This window comes from Collimonas sp. (genome assembly GCF_035566375.1).
Taxonomy (GTDB): domain Bacteria; phylum Pseudomonadota; class Gammaproteobacteria; order Burkholderiales; family Burkholderiaceae_D; genus Collimonas.
The window spans coordinates 1-22941 of sequence record NZ_DATMRK010000071.1 but is presented as its reverse complement, the minus strand read 5'-3'; the positions used below and the strand labels follow the sequence as shown (position 1 = coordinate 22941).

The following is a 22941-nucleotide window of genomic DNA, read 5'->3' as shown; positions in this document are numbered from 1 at the left end:
TTTCCTGTTATAGCAAATTGGCATGCTGCCGGACTCATGTCGGGACCGCGCCATGTGAAGAGTTTCCTACCTTTCGGTCAATGCCAGCTTAACCGCCAGGGCGCCAAACGCCGCAGCGAAACTGCGGCGCATCCAGGTCATGACGCCAGGCCGTGATATCACGCGATCGCGCATGACGGCGGCAAACACGCCATAGCTTGAAAAAATGACGAAGGTAGCCAGCATGAACGTACTGGACAACTCCAGCATGCGCAGCAGCGGATGGACTTCTTGAGGGCTGACAAACTGTGGCAAAAACGCGACGAAGAAGATGGATAACTTCGGATTGAGAATATTGATGAGGACGCCATCGACGATCACGCGAAAATCGGAGCGTTTGTCTTCGGCACTGTCTACGTGCAATGCGCCTTTTTCCCGCAAGGAGTTCCAGGCCATGAACAGCAGATAGGCGATGCCCGCATATTTGACGGCGTTGAAGGCCAGCGCACTAGCATGCAAAATCGCGGCTAATCCAAACATGGCGGCGCCGAGGTGCGGCAGAATCCCTAGCGTACAACTGAATGCGGCCAGGACGCTGGCTTTTGCTCCGCGTGAAAGGCCGGCGGACAAGGTGTAGATCACCCCGGTGCCAGGCGATGCGACAATGATCAAGGTGGTCAGCAGGAATCCGAGTGTCATGGGCTCTCGTCCTCAAAGGTTTGAATTTGCTGGATAGTGGAAGTGCCGGAGCCGAAGGAGAAAATCCCGTGGCGTGCAAATCGATGGGCGAAAAGCCTAACAGTGGAAGCGTATTGCGGCTTCCAATCTTGTTTGCTGCATGCCATACCTGGATCCATTGGTGCGATCCGCATGCCTTCGAAATCGGTGCGAAAAATCCAACCCACCCAGCCTTGTTGCGGCGGATCTTTCGACGTCAGGCTTCTTATTCGCAAGCTACAGAAAAGCTTGCGAGGTGTTCCACTCGTAATCGATTTTCAGGGATTTTGAATGTTGGATGCCTGCTTGCCCTTGGGGCCGTCCGTAACATCGAATTTCACTTTTTGGCCTTCTTTGAGCGTCTTGAAGCCATCCATCTGAATTGCGGAGAAGTGAGCGAACAAATCTTCGCCGCCATCGTCCGGAGTAATGAAGCCGAAGCCTTTGGAGTCGTTGAACCACTTAACGGTACCCGTTGCCATAGTAATCTCTCAAATAATTACACATCACATTAGTAGCAGGAGTGAGATTTTTCACTCAATACCTACATACGCCGCTGTTGTCAGCACTGTTGTCATATTTCATGCTAACAACATCAATGAGTATCCTCCTAAATTTCCGGTTTAGCCAAGAAAGTTGTTGAAATAAATATAGGCGGCTAACTGTTCGATGTCCACATTATTTTAGCGCGACCATTCCGATCCCTCTATTGATCAGCGAAGATTTGCCAACGATTCCAAGAACTGCCCGCACCACCAATGCACATCGTACTTGCGAACATTGGCCAATAGCTCGGCATGGCGCGTCTGGCGTTCGGCCAGCGGCATCTGCAGGGCGCGCTGAATTGCCTGCGCGGTGCCGGGAATATCATAGGGATTGACCAACAGCGCATCTTTCAACTGTTCCGCAGCGCCGGCGAAACGGGACAACACCAGCACTCCCGGATCGGCTTCATCCTGTGCCGCGATGAACTCCTTGGCGACCAGGTTCATGCCGTCGCGCAGCGGTGTAACCAGCGCCACATCGCAAGCCCGGTATAAACCGGGCAGGCGGCGCCGTGCAACGGCGCGGTGGATATAGCGTATCGGCATCCAGTCGAGATCGCCGTAGTTGCCATTGATGGCGCCGCACAGGCTTTCCAGTTCATGCTGGATGTCGGTATATGCGTCGACATCTTCGCGGCTAGGCGCTGCTATCTGCAGCAAGGTCGCGCTATGGCGGTTTTCCGGATAGGCATTGAGCAATTCGCCGAATGCCCGGATGCGTTGTGGCAATCCTTTCGAATAATCGAGGCGGTCAACGCCGATCAGCAGCCGCCGTCGCGAAAATTCGCTGCACGTGGTCTCATACGTTTCTCGCGACTCGCGTGCGCGTCCCAGGCGCTGGAAATCGTCAACGTCGATCCCGATCGGAAACGCGCCGGCTTGCACGGTGCTGTTGAAGGCGCGAAACTGGCTGACGCCGACAGTTTCCGCGGTGGCTTCGGCTTTCACATAATGTGCAAAATTCAGCAAATCGGCCTCGCTTTGAAAGCCCACCAGATCATAGGCAAACAAGGCGCGCATCAGCCATTCGTGCGATGGGATCGCGGCCAGGATCTGTTGTGGCGGCAGCGGGATATGCAAAAAGAAGCCAATCCGATTGCTGCAGCCCATGGCCCGCAATTCCGCCGCCAGCGGGATCAGGTGATAGTCGTGAATCCAGATCAGATCGTCTGGCTTAAGCAGCGGCATCAGCTTGCGTGCAAACAGGTGGTTGACGCGCCGATAGCCGGCCAGATAACCGGATTCCAGATTGGCCAGGTCGAGCCGGTAATGGAATATCGGCCACAGCACGCCGTTGGCGTAACCACGGTAATACGCATCGTGATCTTGCTGGCACAAATCTATTTCAGCCAGTGTCACCGGCCCGGCTTGATGCACACGTAATTCTCCTTCGCCGGGTGTGCCGTCCTTGATCACAGCGCCGCTCCAGCCGAGCCAGAGGCCGCCGGTTTTCTTCAGGGTTTCGCCCAACGCCACCGCTAGACCTCCTGCTGCCGGCTTACGCGGATCGGCGAGTCGGTTGGATACTACTACTAGGCGTGACATGGACAGTTTCCTTTCTTGTTTTGAATGCGGATAGTGCACGGAAGCTGGTATTTGCCCGATGTGTTCAGATAGCACTCTCCCAGGCCGCAGACAAACGCATGGCGCAGTTGATGATGCCGACCATGGAATAGGTTTGAGGGAAGTTGCCCCACATCTCGCCGGTGACAGGATGGGTATCTTCCGACAGCAGGCCGAGATGATTGCGGGTAGCCAGCATGGCTTCGAAAATTTCGCGTGCTTGTTCTTTGCGGCCTATGCGCGCCAGCGCGTCGATGCGCCAGAAGGTACAGATATTGAATGCCGTTTCGGGCCGGCCGAAATCGTCGGGCGCTTCGTAGCGCCGCATGTAAGGGCCGTCGCATAGATATTTTTCCAAGGCGTCGACGGTGGCGATAAAGCGTTTGTCGGTAGGCGCGACCAGGCCTACCTCCACCATCAGCAGCACGCTGGCGTCGAGATCGCGGCCGCCGAAACTCTCGGCATAGGCCTGGCGCTCTTCATTCCAGGCTTCGCTCAGGATCCGTTCTGCGATGGTTGCGGCGCGTTCTTGCCAGTAGGCGGCGCGTTCCGCGAGTTCCAGTTTGGCGGCGATCTTGGCCAGGCGGTCGCAGGCGGCCCAGCTCATCAGAGCCGATGAAGTGTGGATGCGCGAGCGGGTGCGTAACTCCCACATGCCGGCGTCTGGCTGGTCATAGAGCGCAAAGGCGCGTTCGCCGCATGCCTCCAGATGCCGGAATTGTTCGACGCCCGAACGATGCAACAGGCGTTCATCGTGAAACGATTGTGCCGCACCGAGCACGATATTGCCGTAGACGTCGTGCTGGAAATGTTCGTAAGCCTGATTGCCGACGCGCACCGGCGCATGATGCCGATAGCCGGGCAAATGACCGAGCGTTATTTCCGGCAGCTCCTGTTCCAGGCCGATGCCGTACAAAGGTTGCACATGGCCGCCGGCACTCCTGACGACGACATTGCCTAGCCAGCGCAGATAATCTTCCATGGTGCCCAATTCGGACAAACTGTTGAGCGCACGCACCACAAAAAACGAATCGCGCAACCAGCAATAACGATAGTCCCAGTTGCGCGCGCTGCCAGGCGCTTCCGGTATGCTGGTAGTCATCGCGGCGACGATCGCGCCGGTGTCTTCGTAGAGCGACAGTTTCAATGTGATCGCGGCACGGATGACAGGGGCTTGCCATTCCAGCGGCGTCGCCAGAGCCCGGCTCCAGCTGCGCCAGTAGGTCAGGGTTTCTTGTTCAAAGGTGCGGGCGGTGTCGCCGATGCCATTGTTCAGGGTTTCATCCGGCCCCAGGATGAAGTTGTATGGCCGGCTGATCACAAACGAGGTTTCCGCCAGCAGATAACTGACAGGTGCGTCGGTATTCAGGCGCAAGGTCTGTTCCGAACCGACATAGCGCAGATGATTGCTGCCGCGCGTGACCACCGGTATTTCGCGGCCCCAGTCGAAACGCGGGCGCAGTATTACGCGCAGACGTGGCGCGCCGCTCAGCGCTTGCAAGCGGCGCACCAGGGTCAAGGGGCGGAAGAAGCGGCCGCGGCTGGGAAAACGCGGTGCAAAATCGGTAATCTCGACGCCTTGCCCCGAGGTGTCGAACAGGCGGGTATGCAGCACCGCCGTGTTTGGTTCATACCATTGCTCACTATGCGAAAAATTCTCCAGCTGGAAACTCCATAGACTACCGTCTTCAGTGGGGTCGAGCAGGGCATTGAATACCGGGTCGCCGTCAAAGCGGGGCAGGCAACACCAGACCACGCGCCCCAGTTTATCTATCAAGGCGTTAAGGGAGCAGTTGCCGACGACTCCGAGGTCGAGGGAGGAAGTGGTTGGTATTGCGCCGTTCTCAATCACCGCGGCAGCGACCAGCGTTTCTGTAGTTGGCTTGGTCATGATTTCCTTCGAGTTTATGGTTGTTGCTCTAACGCTGTTGTTCTAGCACTTGCGCTAACATGCTGCGCACAGCAGCCGGGTTGGCGATACGTGCGCGCGCCAGGCTGGGGCCGGGGCCCACCTTGATGCCGAGGCCGCCTGCCGACGGCGATTGGACCCAGGCAAAACCGGCTTCATCGGTGATGTCGTCGCCGATGAATAGCGGCCGGCGGCCGGCAAACGGCGCTTCGTTCATGAATGCTGCAATTGCGTCGCCTTTGCTGATATCGGCGGCCTTGGCTTCGACCACCATGCTGCCGCGCAGTAGCGCAAATCCTGGTTCGTGGGCCAAGGCTTCGCTCATTGCTTGTACGCATATTTGTTCCAGATGCGGAGCGCGCCGGTAATGCAAGGCCAAGGCGCCGCGTTTGACTTCCAGCAGCAAGCCCGCATGCTGCGCCGCCAGCGGCTGCAGATACATCAGCAAACGTTCGATATCGGGCACCGGCAGTTGCGTCATGCGGCCGTCGGCGCTGCGCCGCTCGGCGCCGTGCACACCTGCCGCAGGCAAACGTAGCGGCGCGAGGAAATGGTCGATCTGCGTTAGCGGGCGGCCGCTGACGATGGCCAGCGCACCGCTGGCAGCTTGTTGCAAGTATTGCAAGCTTGTAATTAAATCTGGCGGAACCACCACGCTCTCCGGTAGCGGAGCGAAATCGACCAGCGTATTGTCGAAGTCCAGAAACAAGGCATCGGCGGCAAAGTCGTAGTCATGATTTTGTAGATGCATGTTATGTATGGCGGATTAATGGATGATTAGTTCCCATGACAAAAATGACGAATATCAATTTGTCATCGAAACCAAATTCAAGAATGGCCGGATGCAGAGCGGCGGCGGTCGATGCGCCGCCGTGGGGTTAGCGCGATTGCGCCTTCATTGCTTCGGATTCCATCGCCGCATTGCGTTCCTCGCTGGCTTCGATGGGGTCGATGATGTCTTCGATGCTTGCGGCCGCTCGCTCGGCGACGGCTTTGGTCGGGTCCAGGCTGGCGCCGAATTCTTCTTCATCGTCGTCGCTCGGCGGTTCCAGCATGTCTTTCAGCATGGCGTTCAGTTCCGGCGTATCCCACGGTTCGCCATGGCGTTTTTTTACCGTGATGTAGTGCCTCACCTCTGCGTCTTGCTCCGGGGTCAACGGCAGCCCCCGGAAACTGCTCTTGGGATCAATGTCGGTCATGATGTCACTCCCGCGTTGCGCTAACTATGAGTGTAGACCTATTGCGCCTGCCGGTGGGGATCTCCGGCAGTTTTATCGCGCGGCAGCTGCTGTGGTGTCTGCTGCCGCGCTTGCATCTTACAGTTTCGGAATCCGGATCCGGCTCACCATCAAGGCGCCGGACAGGGCGAACATCAATACCAGGGGATGAAACTGAAAACCCGCGACATACACTACGCCTAGCCACAGTTGTTCGCCCAAGGCGTCGTGCCAGGCGGCAGCGGCCAGCACCATGACCAATAGCATGGAAGTTGGAATCGGCGTGCCTTCAAAATATTTCACTTTCTCGCCACCTTCAGAAAGCTTTTCAGAGGTGACGTTGTAGCGCGCCAGGCGCGATACGCCGCAAGCGACAAAAAATACCAGGATGATGCGGTCCACCAACCCTTGCATGCCGCAGCCGTAGGCAATGATCGCCGGCGCCACGCCGAAGGAAATGATATCGGCCAGCGAATCCAGTTCGCGCCCCATGGCCGAGCTTTGCGCGCGCCAGCGTGCAATCCGTCCATCGAGTACATCAAACACCAGTGCTGCCGGAATCAAGCTGCATGCCAGAAGAATGTGCAGCACTTCGCGCGTTTGCAGATACGTCATTACGGAAAACAAGGAGCCGACGCCGCAAAACGCATTGCTGAGCGTGAACCAATCGGCGAGGTGGAATTCGCGGATCATCGAAAAAGGCTTGGGTCTGGTCATTAGTTGAATCCGGCTGTGATAAAAAAATAGGTGGGGGCGACTGAAGCCCACACCGAATTTATCACAGACGGCGCGCCAATCTAAAGCGCGGTGTTCGATCTAACGGGATGCGACCTTGGTAAGCGCCGGCTGGGCCCGATACAGGGTTGGAAACAGGCGCTTCAGATCATCGATTTTGGGCAGGTCGTTGATGACGATGTAAGGGTAGCCTGGATTGCGCGTCAAGAAATTCTGATGGTAGGCTTCGGCAGGATAGAAGCCGTGCAAGGTTTCTACACGGGTTGCCAGCGCTGCGCCGAACACTTTGCTTTTGTCGATCTGCCCGATATACGCCTGTGCAATCTTGCGTTGCATATCGTTGGCGGGGAAAACTGCCGAACGGTATTGGGTGCCGGAGTCCGGGCCCTGACGATTCAGTTCGGTCGGATCATGTGCCACCGAGAAAAATATCTGTAGCAGCTTGCCATAAGTGATTTGCGTGGGATCGTAAGTGATTTGCACGGATTCTGCATGTCCGGTATCGCCCTCGCTGACCCGATTGTACTGCGCCGTATCGCGGCTGCCGCCGGCATAACCGGATACCACGTCAGTTACCCCGCGCACGTGTTGAAAAACACCCTGTACACCCCAGAAACAACCGCCTGCGAAGACTGCTGTCGCCGCGTGCTCGCTGCCGGACACCTGCTCGTCGCTCACTGCCGGGGGGACGATTTTTGCCGTCTCCGATGAAAACGCGAGATTCTGGCCAAGCAGCAGAATCAGCCCGAGCCCGCACGCCGTCAGCATGCCCTTGGCCCAAGGTATGGCGGCTGAGTGCGGTTTCGCTTTAGTTGATAAATTGTCCATGATGCTCATCCTCTTCGATATGGTAAGTTTTGCAGAACTGGTGATTAGTCGACAAAGTCTGGATTTCCTTACAAAGGATGCGTCTGGTTCTTGCATTAGTGGATTTTCAAGTCTCAGCTTACACCTTGACTCTACAGTTGGGATATGGCCGGAGTGCGACGTTGCTTTGCCAATTCTTCCGTGGCAACATGCTTCGAGCACTTTGCCATCTTGCGCAGTTGTCTGAAAGAGAGCGTATGACCGTTTTAATGTTGAGGCCGGCGGTAGCAGCTGATTACGATGCCATCGGCTCATGGATCCCTGACGCCTCGGCATGCGCCCGCTGGGCCGGTCCGAAGCTGGCGTATCCATTTAACGCCAGTGAACTTCCCCGATTGCTGGAAGTAGAGCAGGGCGCCAGCCACGTGCTCTGTCACGCTAATGCCGGACGGCTTGGATTCGGTCAATATCGGCTACGCCAGCCCGGCACGGTTCACCTGTGTCGCATCATCGTCGCACCTGAGGCGCGCGGCCAAGGTCTGGGCAAGTCGCTATGCCGTTTGCTGATCGATGAAGCAGGCGATGCGACCGCCGCCGAGGCCGTGACACTGCGGGTTTATCGTGACAACCCCGCAGCCTATGCCATTTATTCGAGCCTGGGGTTTGTTCCTGACGAGACGGAATCAAACGCTGAAGTGCTCATGATGAAATTGATGCTCAAGCACCCGGTTTAGCCGACATGAATCATCAATTCAATCCGCGATGGCCAGCGACGGCAGCAAATGCAGTTGCGCATATTGCAGCAGCATGATGGTCTTGCCGTCGGCGATTTCACCGCTGCTTACCATTTGCAGCGCTTGATCCAGCGGCAGCTCCAGCACCTGGATATCCTCGCCTTCCGCTTGCAGGCCGCCGCCATCGCCGATGCGTGAAGCCGGGTCGTATTCGGCTACAAAAAAATACAGCTTTTCGGTGACCGAGCCCGGACTCATGAAGGCTTCAAATACCTTGTGCACGTCGGCCACCCGATAACCGGTCTCTTCTTCCACTTCTGCTTTGATCCTTTCCTCGGGGCTGGCCTGGTCGAGCAATCCGGCTGCGGTTTCGATCAGAAAACCGTCGTGGCCGTTGCCGTAGGTAGGGAAGCGGAACTGGCGGATCAGGATCACGCTGCGGCGTTCGCGGTTGTACAGGAGGATGGTGGCGCCGTTGCCGCGATCATAGGTTTCGCGGGTCAAGGTTTGCCAGCTGCCATCGCTGCGGCGGTAATCGAAAGTGGTTTTCTGCAGCAAATACCAATCGTTCGACAATACTTCGACGTTGTGGATCTTGACTCTGTCATCTTGCATGGCGGATCTCCGGTCGGTGTTGCGATGAACTTGCGTTTCGGGAATTTATCATGCAATATCGTTAAATATCAAGAAAAAACGTGCAAAAACCACGCTGAAAAAAATCATGCTGACTCTGCAACGCAAACAACATTTGCTGGAAATCCTGGAGCGCGACGGACAGATCGTCGCCAAACTGCTGAGCGAACAGCTCGGCCTGTCGGAAGACACCATCCGACGCGACCTGCGCCAGCTGGCGAAAGAGGGCTTGCTACAGCGTGTCCACGGCGGCGCTTTGCCGGCATCGCCGGCGACGGCTACCTTCGTTGAACGGCAGCAGATTTCTAGCGCTGCCAAGCCCGCCATCGGCCGCGCCGCCGCCGCCATGATTCAGCCGGGTCAAGTGGTGTTCATTGATGGCGGCACCACCGCCGTGCAACTGGCGCGGCAGTTGCCGCCCGCGTTAAGGGCGACGGTGGTGACGCATAGTCCGTCCATCGCGCTGGAGCTGCTTGAACATCCGCAAATTGAAGTCATCATGATCGGCGGTCGTTTGTTCAAGCATTCGATCGTCAGCGTGGGAGCCGCTGCGATCGAGGCCATCGGTCAGATTCGCGCCGATCTGTACTTCATGGGAGTGTGCAGCTTGCATCCCGAGGCGGGCATCAGTACTGGCGATTACGAAGAGGCGTGCGTCAAGCGCGCGCTCTGCAATGCGGCTTTGAAGACTGTGGTGCTGGCGTCGCCGGAAAAGCTCGATACCGCATCGCCATTTCAGATTGCGCCCCTGACGCAAGTCAGTGAAATAGTGGTCAATGCCGGAGTGGCGGAAAGCTTGATTGCGCCGTATCGCAAAATGGGAATCGCAGTCACGCTGGCTTAAGCGCCGCTCATCGCTCATGTATCCGCTTATGTATCCGGATATAATGAATCGCATTTTTCAACAGAATTTTTCGACATGAGCATTTGATACTGCCGTGCCTGACACGGCCTTGATTCCCCGATTGATCGGGTCGCAAGCCTAACCACCAGGAGTATTACCCATGCCGCGACCAATCCCCTTCGATTGGCTTGCCCACAACGCCGCAGCGTGGGATCAACAAGCCCTGTCCGACAGTCCAGTACGTCCCCGACATCCAGCCGGTATGGGATGAATGTTTCCGGGTACTGCGTAAGGGCGGTGCATTGCTGGCGAGCTTTTTTAATCCGGTCATATTTATTGCAGACCGTGATCCGGCCTATGCCGCCCAAGGTGTGATGCGGCCTCGCTTTGCTGTCCCGTATTCGGACCTGGAAAATTTGGACGGCGCCGCATTGGCAGGCAAACAGGAGCGCGGCGAAGCCCTGATCTTCGGTCATAGCCTGGCAAGCCAGATCGGCGGCGAGCTCGCCGCCGGATTCGTGCTGGCGGGATTGCTGGAAGAGAAGCAACCCAAGCCACGGTTTGAGATCGAGAAATTTATGCCGAGCTTTATCGCGACAAGAGGCGTAAAGCCGTAGGGGCGGGATTGGCGCCTTGGCTTTGAACCTGCAGCTTTTTACTTGCTATTAGTTAAAGATGACGCCGCGGATCGAAATCGCTATTATGGAATTTTTCCCCACTGCAATAATTCGCTATGAAAAATATCGTTTTCGGTTTGATGGGCGTGGTCTTCTCCTTGCCTAGCTTTGCACAATCCATTGATGCTCCTTCGGTCAAAGCAGGCGACAGCTGGATTTATCGGACTACGGTAGAGAAAGGGCCGACAGGATGGGGGCAGAGCCGTTCTGAAGTCACGGTATCCCATGTCACTTCTTCCAGCATTTATTACTCAACCAAACAAAGCGGATCTACACAAGCCCCAAATGAAACGTTTGCAGGCGCCGACTGGAGCCGGAGTCGCGATGTGAACGGCAAGGAGACGGTGGTTAACAAGCCGTTGTCATTTCCATTGAGCGCAGGGAAAACATGGGAGATTCAGTACACTGAACAGCACCCCAATAAAGCACACAGATTTGAGCAATGGAACAACAAGTTTACGGTTATTGGCTTTGAAACGGTTGAAGTGCCGGCAGGAAAATTCAAGGCTATCAAGATCGAAGAAGAAGGCCGATGGAATGCGGAGATGGAACCCGGCCAGAGTGTTGTGCAAGGGGCGCAAGTGGGGCAGGGTGGAACCACCATGGTCACTCAGATACAAAAAACTACAGCCTTGCCGGCAACTGGCAGAACCTACAAAGCGTTCTGGTATGTCCCGGAAGTTAAGCGCTGGGTTAAATCAGTTGAGGAATATTATGGCAACGGCGGTGTTCGTACCGAACGTTACAGCGGAGAGTTGGAGTCATTCAAACTGAGCGAATGACGGCTCGGTTTGGAGCAAATTAAATGAATGGAGAGGGACTGTCTAGCGTATAAAGCTAGCCCTTTTCGTACAAAGCGCAATCTAAATCTATGCACTATCCCGACCTGCCAGAGTTTGTACACAAACTGGTTTACTTGCGTCCGCTGAGCCGCGCGGATGCGCCTGCTTGGTACGAATATCTGAGCAAGCCGCATGTGCTGGAGCATACGAGTTGGGATTTGCGCTCCATCGACGAACTGATGCGGAAATTCGATGCTTTGGAGTCGATTGATCCTGCTTCGGAAATCCGCATGGGGATTGTTTTGCGCGACTCCGACGTGCTGGTCGGGACTGTCGGCTTTCACAGCGTGTCAGTGCTGAACAAGAGCGCGGAAATTGCCTACGACCTGGCCCCAAGTGTTTGGGGCAAAGGCATCGCGCCATCGGTGTGCGATGTCATGGTGGACTGGGGTTTTTCGCATCTTGGCCTGGTTCGGATCCAAGCTACTGCGCTCGACTCGAATACGCGCTCTGTCAGAGTACTGGAAAAATGTGGTTTTCAATGCGAGGGTTTGCTGCGCAATTTCCGTATGGTGCGCGGCCATCCGCGGAATTTCTGGATTTACTCTCGCCTTAATCCGCGCATCGGCATCGCAGATGCTTCGTTGACGCTAGCTGTCTCTGCTTGAGTCATCCTCGGCGAGAACTGTCGCAGCATTGTCGCCCAATAAATAACGCGGCCCCGAGCCGCGCCGTTTTGCGGCGTCTTCGGGATTGTATAGCGCACATTTTTTAAGCGACAGGCAGCCGCAGCCAATACACGAGGTAAGTTGATCGCGCAGCGCCGTCAGGGTATCTATGCGCTGTTGCAGCAGAGGGTGCCAGGAGCGCGAGAGCCGTTCCCAGTCTTGCTTGGTCGGCGTGCGCTGCTGCGGCAATGTCGATAGGGCGACCTTGATTTCATCGAGACTGAGACCGACCGTCTGCGCCACGCGGATGAAGGCCACCCGGCGCAATACATCTCTGGAGAATTGCCGCTGTCGTCCAGTTTCGCGCTTACTGCTGAGCAATCCCTGTTCTTCATAAAACCGCAAGGCGCTCGCAGCCACGCCGGATCGTTTCGCCAGTTCGCCGATAGTGATCAATATCTCGCTCATTCGATTTCCTCGAAATGTTATCGGCTTCAAGCTTACTTGAACTTCGTGCTGCGCGTGGTGCTGCGTATTTTGCTGCTTGCTCAGGCTGTCAGCTTCCTGAGTTCTAGCACTTTGCAAAGAACATTTTTGTCTTGGCGTCTTTACGTTCTTTGTCTATCCATGCCTTGGTCTGTACCGGGCTTTGCTGTGCACCGGTTTGTCCGGCGCGGGCAATACGCTCGTCGTCCATTCTGTCGAGTTCAGCGACACGCTCCTGCAAGCGCCGGCATTCCTCGCTGGCTTGCGGTTTTGCTGCATCGAGCGATACGCGCGAGCCGGGTTCTTGTGCCTGAGCGGTGGCAAGGTCCGCTGTCATCAGGAGTGCCGCAATCGCAAGGATTTTTTTGATTTTCATGGTTGTCATTAAGGGTTGTCACTAAGTTCGTGTTTTATGTGAATCCAGGCGCCTGCCTGGTGTTTGCCTGCTGTCGTGCAGATCAGACGCGCAGCTTAACGATGACGCCAGCCATCGCCGCGATGATGATCGCGTCGGTCGTCATGCCGCCCGCGATGGTCGCCGCGCCGCCAGCCGCCGCGGCGTAATTCCCAGCCGTTGCGCCCGTGGCGCCATTCCGGCCGGTCATACATATAACCGTTACGTGCTCGTACCCAGTGACCGCCGGCCCAGACATGGCGACGGCCGTCCCAGTTCCAATATCCGGGCGCCCACATATAACCATAGCGTGGCGGCGGCACTGCTTCGTATCTTGGCGGCGGTGGCGGCGTGCCAATAATGATGTTTACGCCGACTTGCGCCATCGCCTGGGCTGGCAATAGAGCGGTGGTACTGACGGCGACGAGGGCAACTGCGCACAGCATGCGTTTCATAGTCATTTTCGAGTGGTGTCGAGTGATGTTGAGTGCCGCCAACTATACCTATGATTATTTAAAAAACAAATAATGATGCAATTAATTACATTCGGCTGCGTCTGGTGCAATCCATGGAATCGTCCACCCGCCATCTGGCGTTTCCTGCCTCACTGATCCGACTGAGCGGCAAAATTTGTCGTCACGGACGCTATAGCGCACCGCCCCTTTAGATGAATCCGAGGGGGAGATCCGGTTTGTCAGGATTTTGTCAGCTTTGGTTCAGGTTTTTGACAGAATCGGCCTGTATTCTGTACGAATTCCAGTTTGGGACCACATCCTGTTCCTGTAGCGATGGCATGTGTCAAATCGCTATTGACTACATATTGACTGCTTATTGACGGTTTACTGACCACTTATTGGCGCCACTTCCGATGTTCAAGAATACTTTATTGTTTTGGCGCCAAGCCCCGGTTATCCCATTGCTGCTGACGCTGACTGCCGCCTGGCCTTCAGCGCAGGCGCAGGAAGCGACAATGTCGTGCGTTCCTTGCCCCGCTCTCCAGCCGCGTTGATTTAAACCGGTATCGCCGGCCGTGTCTGGCGCATCCCGGTTGAAAAAATGGCATCCAGTGCTCCGCATAGCGACGTAGCTAGGAGCTGACGTGACAAACAATCTCTTATCCCGAGCACGATCATGAATAATCTTTTTTCCCAACGAAAATCTTTGGCGATTGCTGTCGTCAGCGTACTTATTGTCGGCGGACTTGCCTTCGTCGAATCCGGCAGCAAGGTTTCGGCTCACGCCGCCGGTGCCGATAATGAAGCAGTTGCGAATTTCATCAGGCAGGGTGATCGCATCACTATTCCGGCGCGTTCGCCATTACGGCAGCGTCTTGCTGTAGAAACGGTGACAGCGCTGGATGCCGCCCACGCGCTTGAGTTGCCGGCGCAAGTCGAGGCCGATCCGGCGCGCACCATTAATATCCTGCCGCCGGTTGCGGGTAAAGTGCTTGAACTGAAGGTCGGTCTTGGCGATCGGGTTCGCAAAGGGCAGTTGTTGCTGGTGATGACTTCCGGTGATTTTGCCCAGGCTACCTCTGATCTGCAAAAATCGCGCGACGCAATGCAATTGACTAAGCGGGTGCTGGAGCGGCAACGCGGTGTGCAACAGGCCGGCGCCGCTGCGGCCAAGGATCTGGAGCAAAGCGAAAGCGCTTATGTTCAGGCGCAGGCTGAGTTCGCGCGCGCCGATACCCGCCTTAGGTCACTTAGCGCCAGCGGCGCCAGCGCCGCCGACAGCGGCGGCCAGCGCTTGAATCTGATCGCACCGAGTTCCGGCAGCATCACCACCCTGGCCATCGGCGCAGGGCAATCCGCCAACGATCCGAATGCCGTCTTGATGACGATTGCCAATCTGGAGAGTGTCTGGATTACCGCCAGCGTACCGGAAAACATGCTGTCGTCGATCAAGAAAGGGCAGGCGGTAAATATTGGCTTGCCGGCCTATCCTGGCGAGCAGTTCCACGGCAATGTGTCTTTCGTCAGCGACGTGCTGCAGGCGGACACACGTAGGGCGCTGGTGCGGATCAGCGTCTCTAATGCGGATGGAAAGTTCAAGCCGAACATGTTCGCCAACGCATCTTTTGCCGTGGCGCAGGCCTCGGCGCCGGCAATCCCGCCGTCGGCGCTGCTGATGAATAACGAAAACACGACGGTATTCGTCGAAACCGCGCCCTGGACGTTTGTCCGGCGCACGATAGAAACCGGCAACGAAGAAGACGGCAGTGTGCGGATCGTAAAGGGTTTGCAGCTTGGCGACCGGGTTGTGATCAAGGGCGGAGTGCTGCTCAATGATTAACAAGATCGTTCGTTATTGCCTGCAAAAACGCTATGCAGTGATTCTGGTGACACTGATGGTGACACTGTTCGGCTACTACTCGTGGACCCGGATGGCGGTCGAAGCTTACCCCGAGTTATCGGATGTGACCGCACAGGTGACCACCCAGGCGCCGGGTTTGGCCGCCGAGGAAATCGAGCAGCAGATAACTATTCCACTAGAGCGCCAGTTGAGCGGTACACCCGGCCTGGTACACATGCGCTCGTCCAGTACTTTCGGCTTGTCGCTGATCACGCTGACATTCAAGGATGGTGCGGAAGATTACTGGCAGCGCCAGCGTGTCACCGAGCGTATGGCGCAAGCGGGGCTGCCTGCCGGTATCACGCCCAGCCTGGATTCAGTCACCAGTCCTGCCGGGGAAATCTATCGCTATACGCTGGAATCGGACAGCAAGAATCTGATGGAGCTGTCGGAGATCCAGCGCTGGATCGTGATCCCGGAGCTGCAGCAGGTGCCTGGCATCGCCGAAGTCGGCAATTTTGGCGGTTTGACGATGGAATATCAACTGGAAGTCGACCAGAAACAGCTGGAGCGCTTTAGCGTTTCCCTGTCGGATGTGACGACTGCCATAAGCAACAATAACGCCAACGCCGGCGGCAGCCGTATCACGCGCGGCGAACAAGGTTATGTAGTGCGTGGCATCGGCTACATGCGCAGCCTGACCGATCTCGGCAACGTGGTAGTCAAGCAAACCAATGGCGTGCCGGTGCTGGTGCGTGATCTCGGCAAGCTGCAATACAGCCATCAGGAAAGGCAGGGCATCCTTGGCAAGGATAATAATCCCGACACTATCCAGGGTGTCGTCAAGCTGCTGAAATATCAGAACGCCTCGGAAGTCATCAAGGATGTGCACAGCAAGGTCGATCAGTTGCAAAAGCAGCTGGCGGCGATGGATGTCAAGATCGTGCCGTATATCGATCGCGATGACTTGATCCAGCTGACCATACACAAGGTCGGCCATACCGTGATGGAAGGCATCGGCCTGGTGTGTATCGTCCTGATCCTGTTTCTCGGCAGCCCGCGCAGCGCGCTGGTGGCTGCGGTGACGATCCCACTGGCGCTGGTGACCGTGTTCATCATGATGTACCTGACCAAGATGCCCGCCAATCTGTTCTCTTTGGGAGCGATTGATTTCGGCATTATTGTCGATGGCGCGATTGTGGTGACCGAAGCGATCTTGCGTCGCCGTGAAGCCCGGCCTGAAGCAGAGCTGACCGAAACCGATGTGCGTGACGCCACCACCGAGGTAATACGGCCGATTTTCTTTGCAACCCTGATTATCATCGTTGCCTATCTGCCGCTGTTCGCTTTCGAACGCGCCGAAGGCAAGCTGTTATCGCCTATGGCTTTCACGGTAGCCTACGCCTTGATCGGCGCTCTGCTGTGCAGCATCGTGCTGGTGCCCGGCCTGGCTTACATGGCGTTGCACAAGCCGCGCCGGATTTTTCACAACAAGCCGCTTGAATGGCTGAGCGCCGGCTATCGCAAAACCCTGGGCCGCTTGTTGAATAATCCCGTGGTTTCGTACGGGATTGGGGCGGCGGCGCTGGCCGGCGTGATCGTGCTGGGCGCCGCTACCGGCCGTGAATTCATGCCGAACCTGGATGAGGGAACGCTTTGGCTGCAGGTGCAAATGCCGTCCGGCCTGTCGCTGGAAAAGGGTAGCGAGATGGCCAGTGAATTGCGTCGCACGCTGCTGGAATTCCCTGAAGTGTCCTATGCCGTGACCCAGCTCGGCCGCAGCGATGACGGCACCGATCCCTGGACGCCGTCGCACATGGAGGTGCCGGTAGGGTTGAAGCCATACAGCACCTGGCCCAGCGGTGAAACCAAGGAACAGTTTGTACGCAGGCTCAACGCCCGCCTGTCGCAACTGCCCGGTTTTTCCATCGGCATCAGCCAGCCGATCAGCGATGGCGTCAACGATGCCGTGGGTGGTGCACATAGTCCTTTGGTGATTCGCGTGTATGGCGATGATTTCAAGGAGCTGCGGCGTATCGGCAATCAAATCGTCGAGGTGTTGAATGGCGTGAAAGGATCGGCTGACGTGGCGATTTTCCAGGAGCCGCCGGTGCCGCAGGTGGCTATCGAGATTGACCGTGCTGCTACCGCCAGGTTGGGAATTAACGTTGCCGATATCGCCAATCTGATCCAGACTGGCATTGGCGGCGCGCCGGTTACCCAGTTGTATCTGGCGGATAAGGTGCATAACGTCACGGTGCGCTTCCCCAAGAGCAGCCGTGACAATCCGGAGGCGTTGGGCAACTTGTTGTTGACGACTGCCGGCGGCGCGCGGATTCCCCTGTCGCAAGTAGCGCATATCCGGACCACCACCGGCGAGAGCACGATTGCGCATGAGAACACGCATCGCCAACTGACCGTGCGCCTGGATTATGCGGATCGCGATTTGCTGTCGTATTACAAAGATGCGCAGGCTCAGGTGGCGCAGAAGGTGCATTTCGATAAAACCAAATGTCGTCTCGAATGGGCCGGGCAATTCGAGAACCAGGAGCGGGCGCAATCGCGTCTGATACTGGTGTTCGGCCTGGTGCTGGGCTTGATGGCGATTATTTTATATGCGGGTTTCGGCAAATTGCGGCAAGCATTGCTGATCCTGGGCGTGGTGCCGCTGGCCGCACTAGGTGGCTTGATCGCACTGCGGGTTACCAATGGCACGATCAATGTGGCTACCGGGGTCGGCTTCATCGCGCTGTTTGGCGTGGCGGTGCAGAACGGCATCATCATGGTATCCAATATCAATCGGGTCCGGCGTCAAGGCGTGGCCTTGCTGGAGGCGGTGCAGGCGGGCGCCTTCGAACGTTTCCGACCGGTGCTGATGACGGCGACGGTAGCGTCGGTCGGCATGTTGCCGGCAGCCTTGGCGACCGGCGTCGGCACCGACGTCCAGCGTGGCCTGGCGACGGTAGTGGTGGGCGGTTTGATTGTGGCCACCATGCTGACTTTATTCGTTCTGCCAGCCTTTTATTACTCGCTGGAGAACTGGATTGAGAAACGTCGTGGGATAAGCGAGGAACCTGACGACCGCTAGGGCGGGCGAGCAAAACGTTATCCTCCGCCGCAATGCCAGCCGTTGCGGCGGCGTCGACCAAATCTTGAGCAGGTAAAAACATGAGCAGAATAGATTTCAAATTCGCATTGCAACTGAAGACCTCAGCGCTGGCTGCGCTGCTGGCGCTGACGGGCTGTGCCGCTGGGCCGGATTTCAAGCGGCCGGAGGCGCCCCAGCTGCAGGGGTATACCAAAGAGCCGTTGCAAGCAAAAACCGCTTCCGCGGCGACGCTTGGCGGCGACGCCCAGCAATTTGTCGAGGGCATGGATATTCCCGCCCAGTGGTGGACGCTGTTCAATTCTCCGGCGTTGAATGCGGTGATTGAAGAGGCGCTCAAGGCCAGTCCCGATTTGCAATCGGCGCAAGCCGCCTTGCGTGCGGCGCAGGAGCAGGTATCGGTGCAGCAGGGCGCGTTTTTCCCAAGCGTCAACGCCAGTCTGGCGCCGACCCGGCAGAAGCAGCCGGTGTCTGCCGGGCAGGGCAGTTCGCCGTTCAATTTGCACACGGCGCAAGTCAGCGTGTCTTACACACTGGATGCTTTCGGCGGCAACCGACGCCAGGTAGAGGGCTTGCAGGCGCAGGCGGAACAGCAGAAATTTCTGCTGGAGGCGGCTTATCTGACGCTGACCTCGAATCTGGTGGCAGCCGCGGTGCAGGAAGCCGGATTGCGCGCGCAGATCGCTGCGACCCAGGAGGTGCTCAAGATTCAGGGCGAATTGCTGGTTTTGTTGCAGCGTCAGTATGCGCTGGGCGACGTCGCCCAGGCGGATGTTCTGACGCAACAGGCCGCACTGGCGCAGACCCAGGCCAGTTTGCCGCCTTTGCAGAAATCCCTGGCGCAGCAACGCGATCGGTTGACGGCGTTGGCTGGACGTTTTCCGAGCCAGGAACTGGAGCAGAAATTTGACCTCGCCAGCCTTACTCTGCCACAGCAGTTGCCGCTCAGCCTGCCATCCAGCCTGGTGCAACAGCGGCCGGACGTGCGTGCGGCCGAGGCGCAGTTGCATGCTGCCAGTGCTGCAGTCGGTGTCGCTAGCGCGAACATGCTGCCGCAGATCACCCTGAGCGCGAATATCGGTAGCGCTGCGGCGGAAATGGGAAATTTGTTTACCTCGGGTACGGGCTTGTGGGGGTTGGTTGGCGGTCTGACGCAACCGCTGTTTACCGGCGGTGCGCTGCTGCATAAGAAGCGTGCCTCGGAAGCCCTGCTGGACCAGGCCGCGGCGCAGTATAAAAGCACGGTGATCCTGGCCTTCCAGAACGTCGCCGACAGTCTGCGCGCCTTGCAATACGATGCCGACGCCTTGCAAGCGCAGGACGTTGCTGAGCGTGCTGCTGCGCATAGCCTGGAGATTTCGCGCAAGTCGGTGCAACTGGGCGCTGCCAGCCCGCAGACACTATTGGCGGCGCAACAAACCTATCAGCAAGCGGTGATCAATCTGGCGCTGGCGCAGGCGGCGCGGTTTGCCGATACGGCGGCCTTGTTTCAGGCTTTAGGAGGGGGCTGGTGGAATCGCAGCGAGCCTGCGTCCAGTACTGCCGCCAGATAAATTGGCCCGGCTGATCCGGCGGGCCGGCATTTAGGCAAATAAGCAACATGGCTGCTCGCGCACTTGCCATGTTGCAGCCATTTTCTGGTATGATCGGCAGCATTCTGTTGTCGTCGCCGTTGTTACCATTTGCGGCAGGCAAGTTAAAACCAATTCAACATCTGTAAGAGCGAGAAAGGCATCCCGGTTATGACACCGCGAACTACCACCACAATCTGTGAGCGACACTAGTCGAGGCCTTTTTCCTGTTGAAAAAAGCGCGGCTGGTCCGCGTTTTTTTTCGTCCGCATTTTTGTAAAACAAATTAATTTCATTCAATCCGCGAGCGCCATCGATAGTGGCGCTCACCGCGCTCACCGATATGGGGCTCCAAATGATAGCAGTCAAACTTCCCGATGGTTCACAGCGTCAATTCGAAGCGCCGCTGACTGTGGCGCAGGTCGCCGCCAGTATCGGCGCCGGCCTGGCCAAGGCGGCATTGGCCGGCAAGGTCGATGGCAAACTGGTGGATACTTCTTTCCTGATCGAGCGCGATGTCGAGTTGGCTATCGTGACCGACAAGGATGCCGACGGCCTGGAAGTGATTCGCCATTCGACCGCTCATTTGCTGGCGTACGCGGTCAAGGAGTTGTTTCCGGATGCGCAGGTGACTATCGGGCCGGTGATTGAAAACGGCTTCTACTATGATTTTGCCTACAAGCGCCCGTTTACTCCGGAAGACTTGCTGGAAATTGAAAAGAAAATGGCCGAGTTGGCCAAGAAGGATGAGCCGGTTACACGCAAGGTGGTGGCGCGTGACGAAGCGATCGCCTATTTCGAATCCATCGGTGAGGCTTACAAGGCAGAATTGATCGCTTCGATTCCCCAGGATCAGGAAGTCTCCCTGTATACCGAAGGCAAATTCACCGACTTGTGCCGCGGTCCGCACGTGCCGTCAACTGGCAAGCTGAAGGTGTTCAAGCTGATGAAGCTGGCCGGCGCCTACTGGCGTGGCGATGCAAAAAATGAAATGTTGCAGCGTGTGTATGGCACGGCCTGGGCCAAGAAGGATGAGCAGGAAGCGTATCTGCACATGCTGGAGGAGGCGGAAAAGCGCGACCATCGCAAGCTGGGGCGTGCGCTTGACTTGTTCCATTTCCAGGATGAGGCGCCGGGTTTGATTTTCTGGCATCCAAAGGGCTGGACTATCTGGCAACAGGTCGAACAATTCATGCGCCGTGTTTATCAAGACAATGGCTATCAGGAAGTCAAGGCGCCGCAAATCCTGGATCGCTCCTTGTGGGAGAAAACCGGTCACTGGGAAAACTACCGTGACAACATGTTTACGACGGAATCGGAAAGCCGCAGTTATGCGCTGAAGCCGATGAACTGTCCCGGCCATATCCAGATCTTCAATTCAGGCTTGCATAGCTACCGCGACCTGCCTCTGCGCTATGGCGAATTCGGCCAATGCCACCGCAACGAGCCGTCCGGCGCCTTGCACGGCATGATGCGGGTGCGCGGCTTTACCCAGGATGACGGCCATATTTTCTGTACAGAAGAGCAAGTGCAGGAAGAGGTGGCGGCGTTCGATAAAGTGGTGCGTCAGGTGTACACCGATTTCGGTTTTACCGAAGTGGCGGTGAAACTGGCTTTGCGCCCGGAAAAGCGGGTCGGCGAAGACGAGGTCTGGGATAAGGCGGAAAGCGCTTTGCGTGAAGCGATCCGGGCTTCCGGCACAGAGTGGGAAGAATTGCCAGGCGAGGGCGCGTTCTACGGACCGAAAATCGAGTATCACCTGAAAGATTCGATCGGCCGCTCCTGGCAGTGCGGCACCATGCAGGTCGACTTTTCGATGCCGGGTCGGCTCGGTTCGGAATATGTGACGGAAGAGAACGGCCGCAAGGTGCCGGTCATGTTACATCGGGCGATTGTCGGTTCGCTGGAGCGTTTTATCGGCATTCTGATCGAAAATCACGCCGGCGCCATGCCATTGTGGCTTGCTCCGGTGCAAGTTGTTATTTTGAATATCTCCGATGCTCAGTCGGAATATGTAAAGAATGTTGCGCAAACGCTGAAAAAACAAGGGTTTAGAGTTGAGAGCGATTTGCGTAATGAGAAGATTACCTATAAAATACGGCAGCATTCTTTGCAGAAGCCGCCTTATATACTGGTTGTCGGTGATAAAGAGCGGGATGCAAACACAGTGGCCGTGCGAGCGCGGGGCAATGTCGATCTGGGTGTGATGCCTATTGACGTACTGGTGGAGCGCCTCAAGAGCGAGGTTGAAACCAAGGCCTGAACGGGGTAACCCCCAAGCGCAAGAGCACGGCTTAATTATTTGATTTTTAAAGGAAACTGCAATAGCTACGGACAAGTCACATCGCATCAACGGCGAAATTACTGCGGCAGAATTGCGCCTATCTGGTGTCGAGAACGAAGCACTCGGTATCGTCAGTCTGGCTGAGGCCTTCCGTTTGGCGGAAGAGGCAAACGTTGATCTGGTGGAAATCGCACCGACTGCACAGCCGCCAGTAGCCCGTTTGATGGACTACGGCAAGTTCAAGTACCAGGAGCAGAAGAAGGCGCACGAAGCCAAGTTGAAGCAGAAGGTCATTCTGGTCAAGGAAGTCAAATTCCGCCCAGGTACCGATGATGGGGATTACAACATCAAGCTGCGCAATTTGACCCGCTTCCTGGATGAGGACGGCGATAAAGTCAAGATCACGCTGCGTTTCCGCGGCCGTGAAATGGCTCACCAGGATATCGGTGTGCGCATGTTGGAACGTCTGAAGCTGGATCTGGAACCGTACGGACAGGTCGAGCAGTGGCCGAAGATGGAAGGGCGTCAGATGATCATGATCATTGGCCCTAAAAAGAAAAAGTAAGATTTTAGGCGATCCGGATGAGCAATCATCTGGATCACCCAAAAGCAGCAGACCAGATTCTGCTGCGAAATCCAGCTGTGGTTATTGTGCTGCTGGGTTTAAACAAGTGAGAGCAGGCATCCAAGCGTAACGATATGTTGCCACCTGCAATCATGTTAAAAAAGGAGCTGTCCTCAGAGGACAGATAGTGTCATGCCAAAAATGAAAACGAAAAGCAGCGCCAAAAAGCGCTTTCGTGTGCGTCCGGGTGGAACTGTTAAGCGCGGTCAAGCGTTCAAACGCCACATCCTGACCAAGAAAACCACCAAAAACAAACGTCAATTGCGCGGTTCCGTTGGGGTCAATGACCACAACATGGTATCCGTTTCGCGCATGTTGCCGAACGCTTAACCTCATACTAAGGAGTTATTATGCCTAGAGTAAAACGTGG

Annotated in this window: 22 protein-coding genes and 1 pseudogene; 11 read left to right on the top strand and 12 right to left on the bottom strand. The window is 56.6% G+C overall.

Annotated elements, in window-relative coordinates; all coding sequences use genetic code 11:
• Window positions 1–66: 66 nt before the first annotated feature.
• From VNZ60_RS21445 to msrA, 8 genes are all read right to left on the bottom strand, one after another.
• Window positions 67–678, bottom strand: a complete 612-nt coding sequence (locus VNZ60_RS21445) for a LysE family translocator (protein WP_325662799.1) — start codon at window positions 676–678, stop codon at window positions 67–69.
• A 296-nt stretch (window positions 679–974) separates the two neighbouring features.
• Entirely contained in the window at window positions 975–1178 is a 204-nt protein-coding gene (locus VNZ60_RS21440; RefSeq protein ID WP_092357437.1) for a cold-shock protein, read from the bottom strand.
• A gap of 231 nt (window positions 1179–1409) precedes the next feature.
• On the bottom strand, window positions 1410–2786 hold the full coding sequence (gene otsA, locus VNZ60_RS21435; RefSeq protein ID WP_325662796.1) for an alpha,alpha-trehalose-phosphate synthase (UDP-forming): 1377 nt from the start codon (window positions 2784–2786) through the stop codon (window positions 1410–1412).
• A 64-nt stretch (window positions 2787–2850) separates the two neighbouring features.
• Window positions 2851–4695 (bottom strand): glycoside hydrolase family 15 protein, encoded by a 1845-nt coding sequence (locus VNZ60_RS21430; RefSeq protein ID WP_325662794.1) that lies wholly within the window; start codon window positions 4693–4695, stop codon window positions 2851–2853.
• Between the two features lie 28 nt (window positions 4696–4723).
• A complete protein-coding gene (gene otsB / locus VNZ60_RS21425; protein WP_325662792.1) occupies window positions 4724–5464 on the bottom strand; it encodes a trehalose-phosphatase in 741 nt (246 codons plus the stop codon).
• A 127-nt stretch (window positions 5465–5591) separates the two neighbouring features.
• Window positions 5592–5912 carry a hypothetical protein gene (locus VNZ60_RS21420; protein ID WP_325662790.1) on the bottom strand — a complete coding sequence of 107 codons (321 nt, stop codon included), beginning with the start codon at window positions 5910–5912 and terminating at the stop codon, window positions 5592–5594.
• A 117-nt stretch (window positions 5913–6029) separates the two neighbouring features.
• Window positions 6030–6647: a CDP-diacylglycerol--serine O-phosphatidyltransferase gene (gene pssA, locus VNZ60_RS21415; RefSeq protein WP_325662789.1), complete on the bottom strand. Its 618-nt coding sequence runs from the start codon at window positions 6645–6647 to the stop codon at window positions 6030–6032.
• Window positions 6648–6746: 99 nt separating this feature from the next.
• The gene (msrA, locus tag VNZ60_RS21410) at window positions 6747–7433 is read right to left on the bottom strand and encodes a peptide-methionine (S)-S-oxide reductase MsrA (RefSeq protein ID WP_325663025.1); all 687 of its coding nucleotides are present in this window, start codon (window positions 7431–7433) and stop codon (window positions 6747–6749) included.
• A 296-nt stretch (window positions 7434–7729) separates the two neighbouring features.
• Here msrA and VNZ60_RS21405 point away from each other — a divergent pair, with 296 nt between their 5' ends.
• A complete protein-coding gene (locus tag VNZ60_RS21405) occupies window positions 7730–8206 on the top strand; it encodes a GNAT family N-acetyltransferase (protein WP_325662788.1) in 477 nt (158 codons plus the stop codon).
• An 18-nt stretch (window positions 8207–8224) separates the two neighbouring features.
• Here the strand turns inward: VNZ60_RS21405 and VNZ60_RS21400 are convergent, their stop codons facing one another.
• Window positions 8225–8821 (bottom strand): NUDIX domain-containing protein, encoded by a 597-nt coding sequence (locus VNZ60_RS21400; RefSeq protein ID WP_325662787.1) that lies wholly within the window; start codon window positions 8819–8821, stop codon window positions 8225–8227.
• A gap of 106 nt (window positions 8822–8927) precedes the next feature.
• On the opposite strand from VNZ60_RS21400, the gene VNZ60_RS21395 reads away from it, so the two are divergent.
• The 4 genes and pseudogenes from VNZ60_RS21395 to VNZ60_RS21380 all read left to right on the top strand — a co-directional run bounded on the left by VNZ60_RS21395 (window position 8928) and on the right by VNZ60_RS21380 (window position 11810).
• Entirely contained in the window at window positions 8928–9683 is a 756-nt protein-coding gene (locus tag VNZ60_RS21395) for a DeoR/GlpR family DNA-binding transcription regulator (RefSeq protein ID WP_325662785.1), read from the top strand.
• A 239-nt stretch (window positions 9684–9922) separates the two neighbouring features.
• A pseudogene (locus VNZ60_RS21390) lies at window positions 9923–10300 on the top strand (SAM-dependent methyltransferase); the annotation flags it as partial.
• 116 nt (window positions 10301–10416) lie between these two features.
• On the top strand, window positions 10417–11142 hold the full coding sequence (locus tag VNZ60_RS21385; RefSeq protein WP_325662781.1) for a hypothetical protein: 726 nt from the start codon (window positions 10417–10419) through the stop codon (window positions 11140–11142).
• Between the two features lie 89 nt (window positions 11143–11231).
• Window positions 11232–11810, top strand: a complete 579-nt coding sequence (locus VNZ60_RS21380; protein WP_325662779.1) for a GNAT family N-acetyltransferase — start codon at window positions 11232–11234, stop codon at window positions 11808–11810.
• Here VNZ60_RS21380 and soxR read toward each other — a convergent pair.
• The 3 genes from soxR to VNZ60_RS21365 all read right to left on the bottom strand — a co-directional run bounded on the left by soxR (window position 11793) and on the right by VNZ60_RS21365 (window position 13145).
• Window positions 11793–12278 (bottom strand): redox-sensitive transcriptional activator SoxR, encoded by a 486-nt coding sequence (gene soxR, locus VNZ60_RS21375; protein ID WP_325662777.1) that lies wholly within the window; start codon window positions 12276–12278, stop codon window positions 11793–11795. The genes VNZ60_RS21380 and soxR overlap by 18 nt on opposite strands.
• A gap of 103 nt (window positions 12279–12381) precedes the next feature.
• Entirely contained in the window at window positions 12382–12672 is a 291-nt protein-coding gene (locus tag VNZ60_RS21370; protein ID WP_325662775.1) for a hypothetical protein, read from the bottom strand.
• Between the two features lie 95 nt (window positions 12673–12767).
• A complete protein-coding gene (locus VNZ60_RS21365) occupies window positions 12768–13145 on the bottom strand; it encodes a YXWGXW repeat-containing protein (protein ID WP_414648943.1) in 378 nt (125 codons plus the stop codon).
• A 676-nt stretch (window positions 13146–13821) separates the two neighbouring features.
• Between VNZ60_RS21365 and VNZ60_RS21360 the strand changes: the two genes are divergently transcribed.
• From VNZ60_RS21360 to rpmI, 6 genes are all read left to right on the top strand, one after another.
• Window positions 13822–14985, top strand: a complete 1164-nt coding sequence (locus VNZ60_RS21360) for an efflux RND transporter periplasmic adaptor subunit (protein WP_325662771.1) — start codon at window positions 13822–13824, stop codon at window positions 14983–14985.
• Window positions 14978–18073, top strand: coding sequence for an efflux RND transporter permease subunit (locus tag VNZ60_RS21355; RefSeq protein WP_325662769.1), 3096 nt, complete (start codon window positions 14978–14980; stop codon window positions 18071–18073). The genes VNZ60_RS21360 and VNZ60_RS21355 overlap by 8 nt, the downstream gene beginning before the upstream one ends.
• 80 nt (window positions 18074–18153) lie before the next feature.
• Window positions 18154–19644 carry an efflux transporter outer membrane subunit gene (locus VNZ60_RS21350; protein ID WP_325662767.1) on the top strand — a complete coding sequence of 497 codons (1491 nt, stop codon included), beginning with the start codon at window positions 18154–18156 and terminating at the stop codon, window positions 19642–19644.
• Window positions 19645–20017: 373 nt separating this feature from the next.
• Window positions 20018–21925: a threonine--tRNA ligase gene (gene thrS, locus VNZ60_RS21345; RefSeq protein ID WP_325662765.1), complete on the top strand. Its 1908-nt coding sequence runs from the start codon at window positions 20018–20020 to the stop codon at window positions 21923–21925.
• A 61-nt stretch (window positions 21926–21986) separates the two neighbouring features.
• Window positions 21987–22511 (top strand): translation initiation factor IF-3, encoded by a 525-nt coding sequence (infC, locus tag VNZ60_RS21340; protein ID WP_325663023.1) that lies wholly within the window; start codon window positions 21987–21989, stop codon window positions 22509–22511.
• 192 nt (window positions 22512–22703) lie between these two features.
• Entirely contained in the window at window positions 22704–22901 is a 198-nt protein-coding gene (gene rpmI, locus VNZ60_RS21335) for a 50S ribosomal protein L35 (protein ID WP_061539612.1), read from the top strand.
• The last annotated feature ends 40 nt before the right edge of the window (window positions 22902–22941 follow it).

Excerpts from the sequence above, each read along its gene's own strand:
- VNZ60_RS21420 (WP_325662790.1), bottom strand. The coding sequence starts at position 5,912 with ATGACCGACATTGATCCCAAGAGCAGTTTCCGGGGGCTGCCGTTGACC.
- VNZ60_RS21365 (WP_414648943.1), bottom strand. The coding sequence starts at position 13,145 with ATGAAACGCATGCTGTGCGCAGTTGCCCTCGTCGCCGTCAGTACCACC.
- VNZ60_RS21400 (WP_325662787.1), bottom strand. The coding sequence starts at position 8,821 with ATGCAAGATGACAGAGTCAAGATCCACAACGTCGAAGTATTGTCGAAC.
- otsB (WP_325662792.1), bottom strand. The coding sequence starts at position 5,464 with ATGCATCTACAAAATCATGACTACGACTTTGCCGCCGATGCCTTGTTT.
- VNZ60_RS21405 (WP_325662788.1), top strand. The coding sequence starts at position 7,730 with ATGACCGTTTTAATGTTGAGGCCGGCGGTAGCAGCTGATTACGATGCC.
- VNZ60_RS21360 (WP_325662771.1), top strand. The coding sequence starts at position 13,822 with ATGAATAATCTTTTTTCCCAACGAAAATCTTTGGCGATTGCTGTCGTC.
- msrA (WP_325663025.1), bottom strand. The coding sequence starts at position 7,433 with ATGCTGACGGCGTGCGGGCTCGGGCTGATTCTGCTGCTTGGCCAGAAT.
- otsA (WP_325662796.1), bottom strand. The coding sequence starts at position 2,786 with ATGTCACGCCTAGTAGTAGTATCCAACCGACTCGCCGATCCGCGTAAG.
- VNZ60_RS21355 (WP_325662769.1), top strand. The coding sequence starts at position 14,978 with ATGATTAACAAGATCGTTCGTTATTGCCTGCAAAAACGCTATGCAGTG.
- VNZ60_RS21370 (WP_325662775.1), bottom strand. The coding sequence starts at position 12,672 with ATGAAAATCAAAAAAATCCTTGCGATTGCGGCACTCCTGATGACAGCG.
- rpmI (WP_061539612.1), top strand. The coding sequence starts at position 22,704 with ATGCCAAAAATGAAAACGAAAAGCAGCGCCAAAAAGCGCTTTCGTGTG.
- VNZ60_RS21385 (WP_325662781.1), top strand. The coding sequence starts at position 10,417 with ATGAAAAATATCGTTTTCGGTTTGATGGGCGTGGTCTTCTCCTTGCCT.
- pssA (WP_325662789.1), bottom strand. The coding sequence starts at position 6,647 with ATGACCAGACCCAAGCCTTTTTCGATGATCCGCGAATTCCACCTCGCC.
- VNZ60_RS21380 (WP_325662779.1), top strand. The coding sequence starts at position 11,232 with ATGCACTATCCCGACCTGCCAGAGTTTGTACACAAACTGGTTTACTTG.
- VNZ60_RS21350 (WP_325662767.1), top strand. The coding sequence starts at position 18,154 with ATGAGCAGAATAGATTTCAAATTCGCATTGCAACTGAAGACCTCAGCG.
- VNZ60_RS21445 (WP_325662799.1), bottom strand. The coding sequence starts at position 678 with ATGACACTCGGATTCCTGCTGACCACCTTGATCATTGTCGCATCGCCT.
- thrS (WP_325662765.1), top strand. The coding sequence starts at position 20,018 with ATGATAGCAGTCAAACTTCCCGATGGTTCACAGCGTCAATTCGAAGCG.
- VNZ60_RS21430 (WP_325662794.1), bottom strand. The coding sequence starts at position 4,695 with ATGACCAAGCCAACTACAGAAACGCTGGTCGCTGCCGCGGTGATTGAG.
- soxR (WP_325662777.1), bottom strand. The coding sequence starts at position 12,278 with ATGAGCGAGATATTGATCACTATCGGCGAACTGGCGAAACGATCCGGC.
- VNZ60_RS21395 (WP_325662785.1), top strand. The coding sequence starts at position 8,928 with ATGCTGACTCTGCAACGCAAACAACATTTGCTGGAAATCCTGGAGCGC.
- VNZ60_RS21440 (WP_092357437.1), bottom strand. The coding sequence starts at position 1,178 with ATGGCAACGGGTACCGTTAAGTGGTTCAACGACTCCAAAGGCTTCGGC.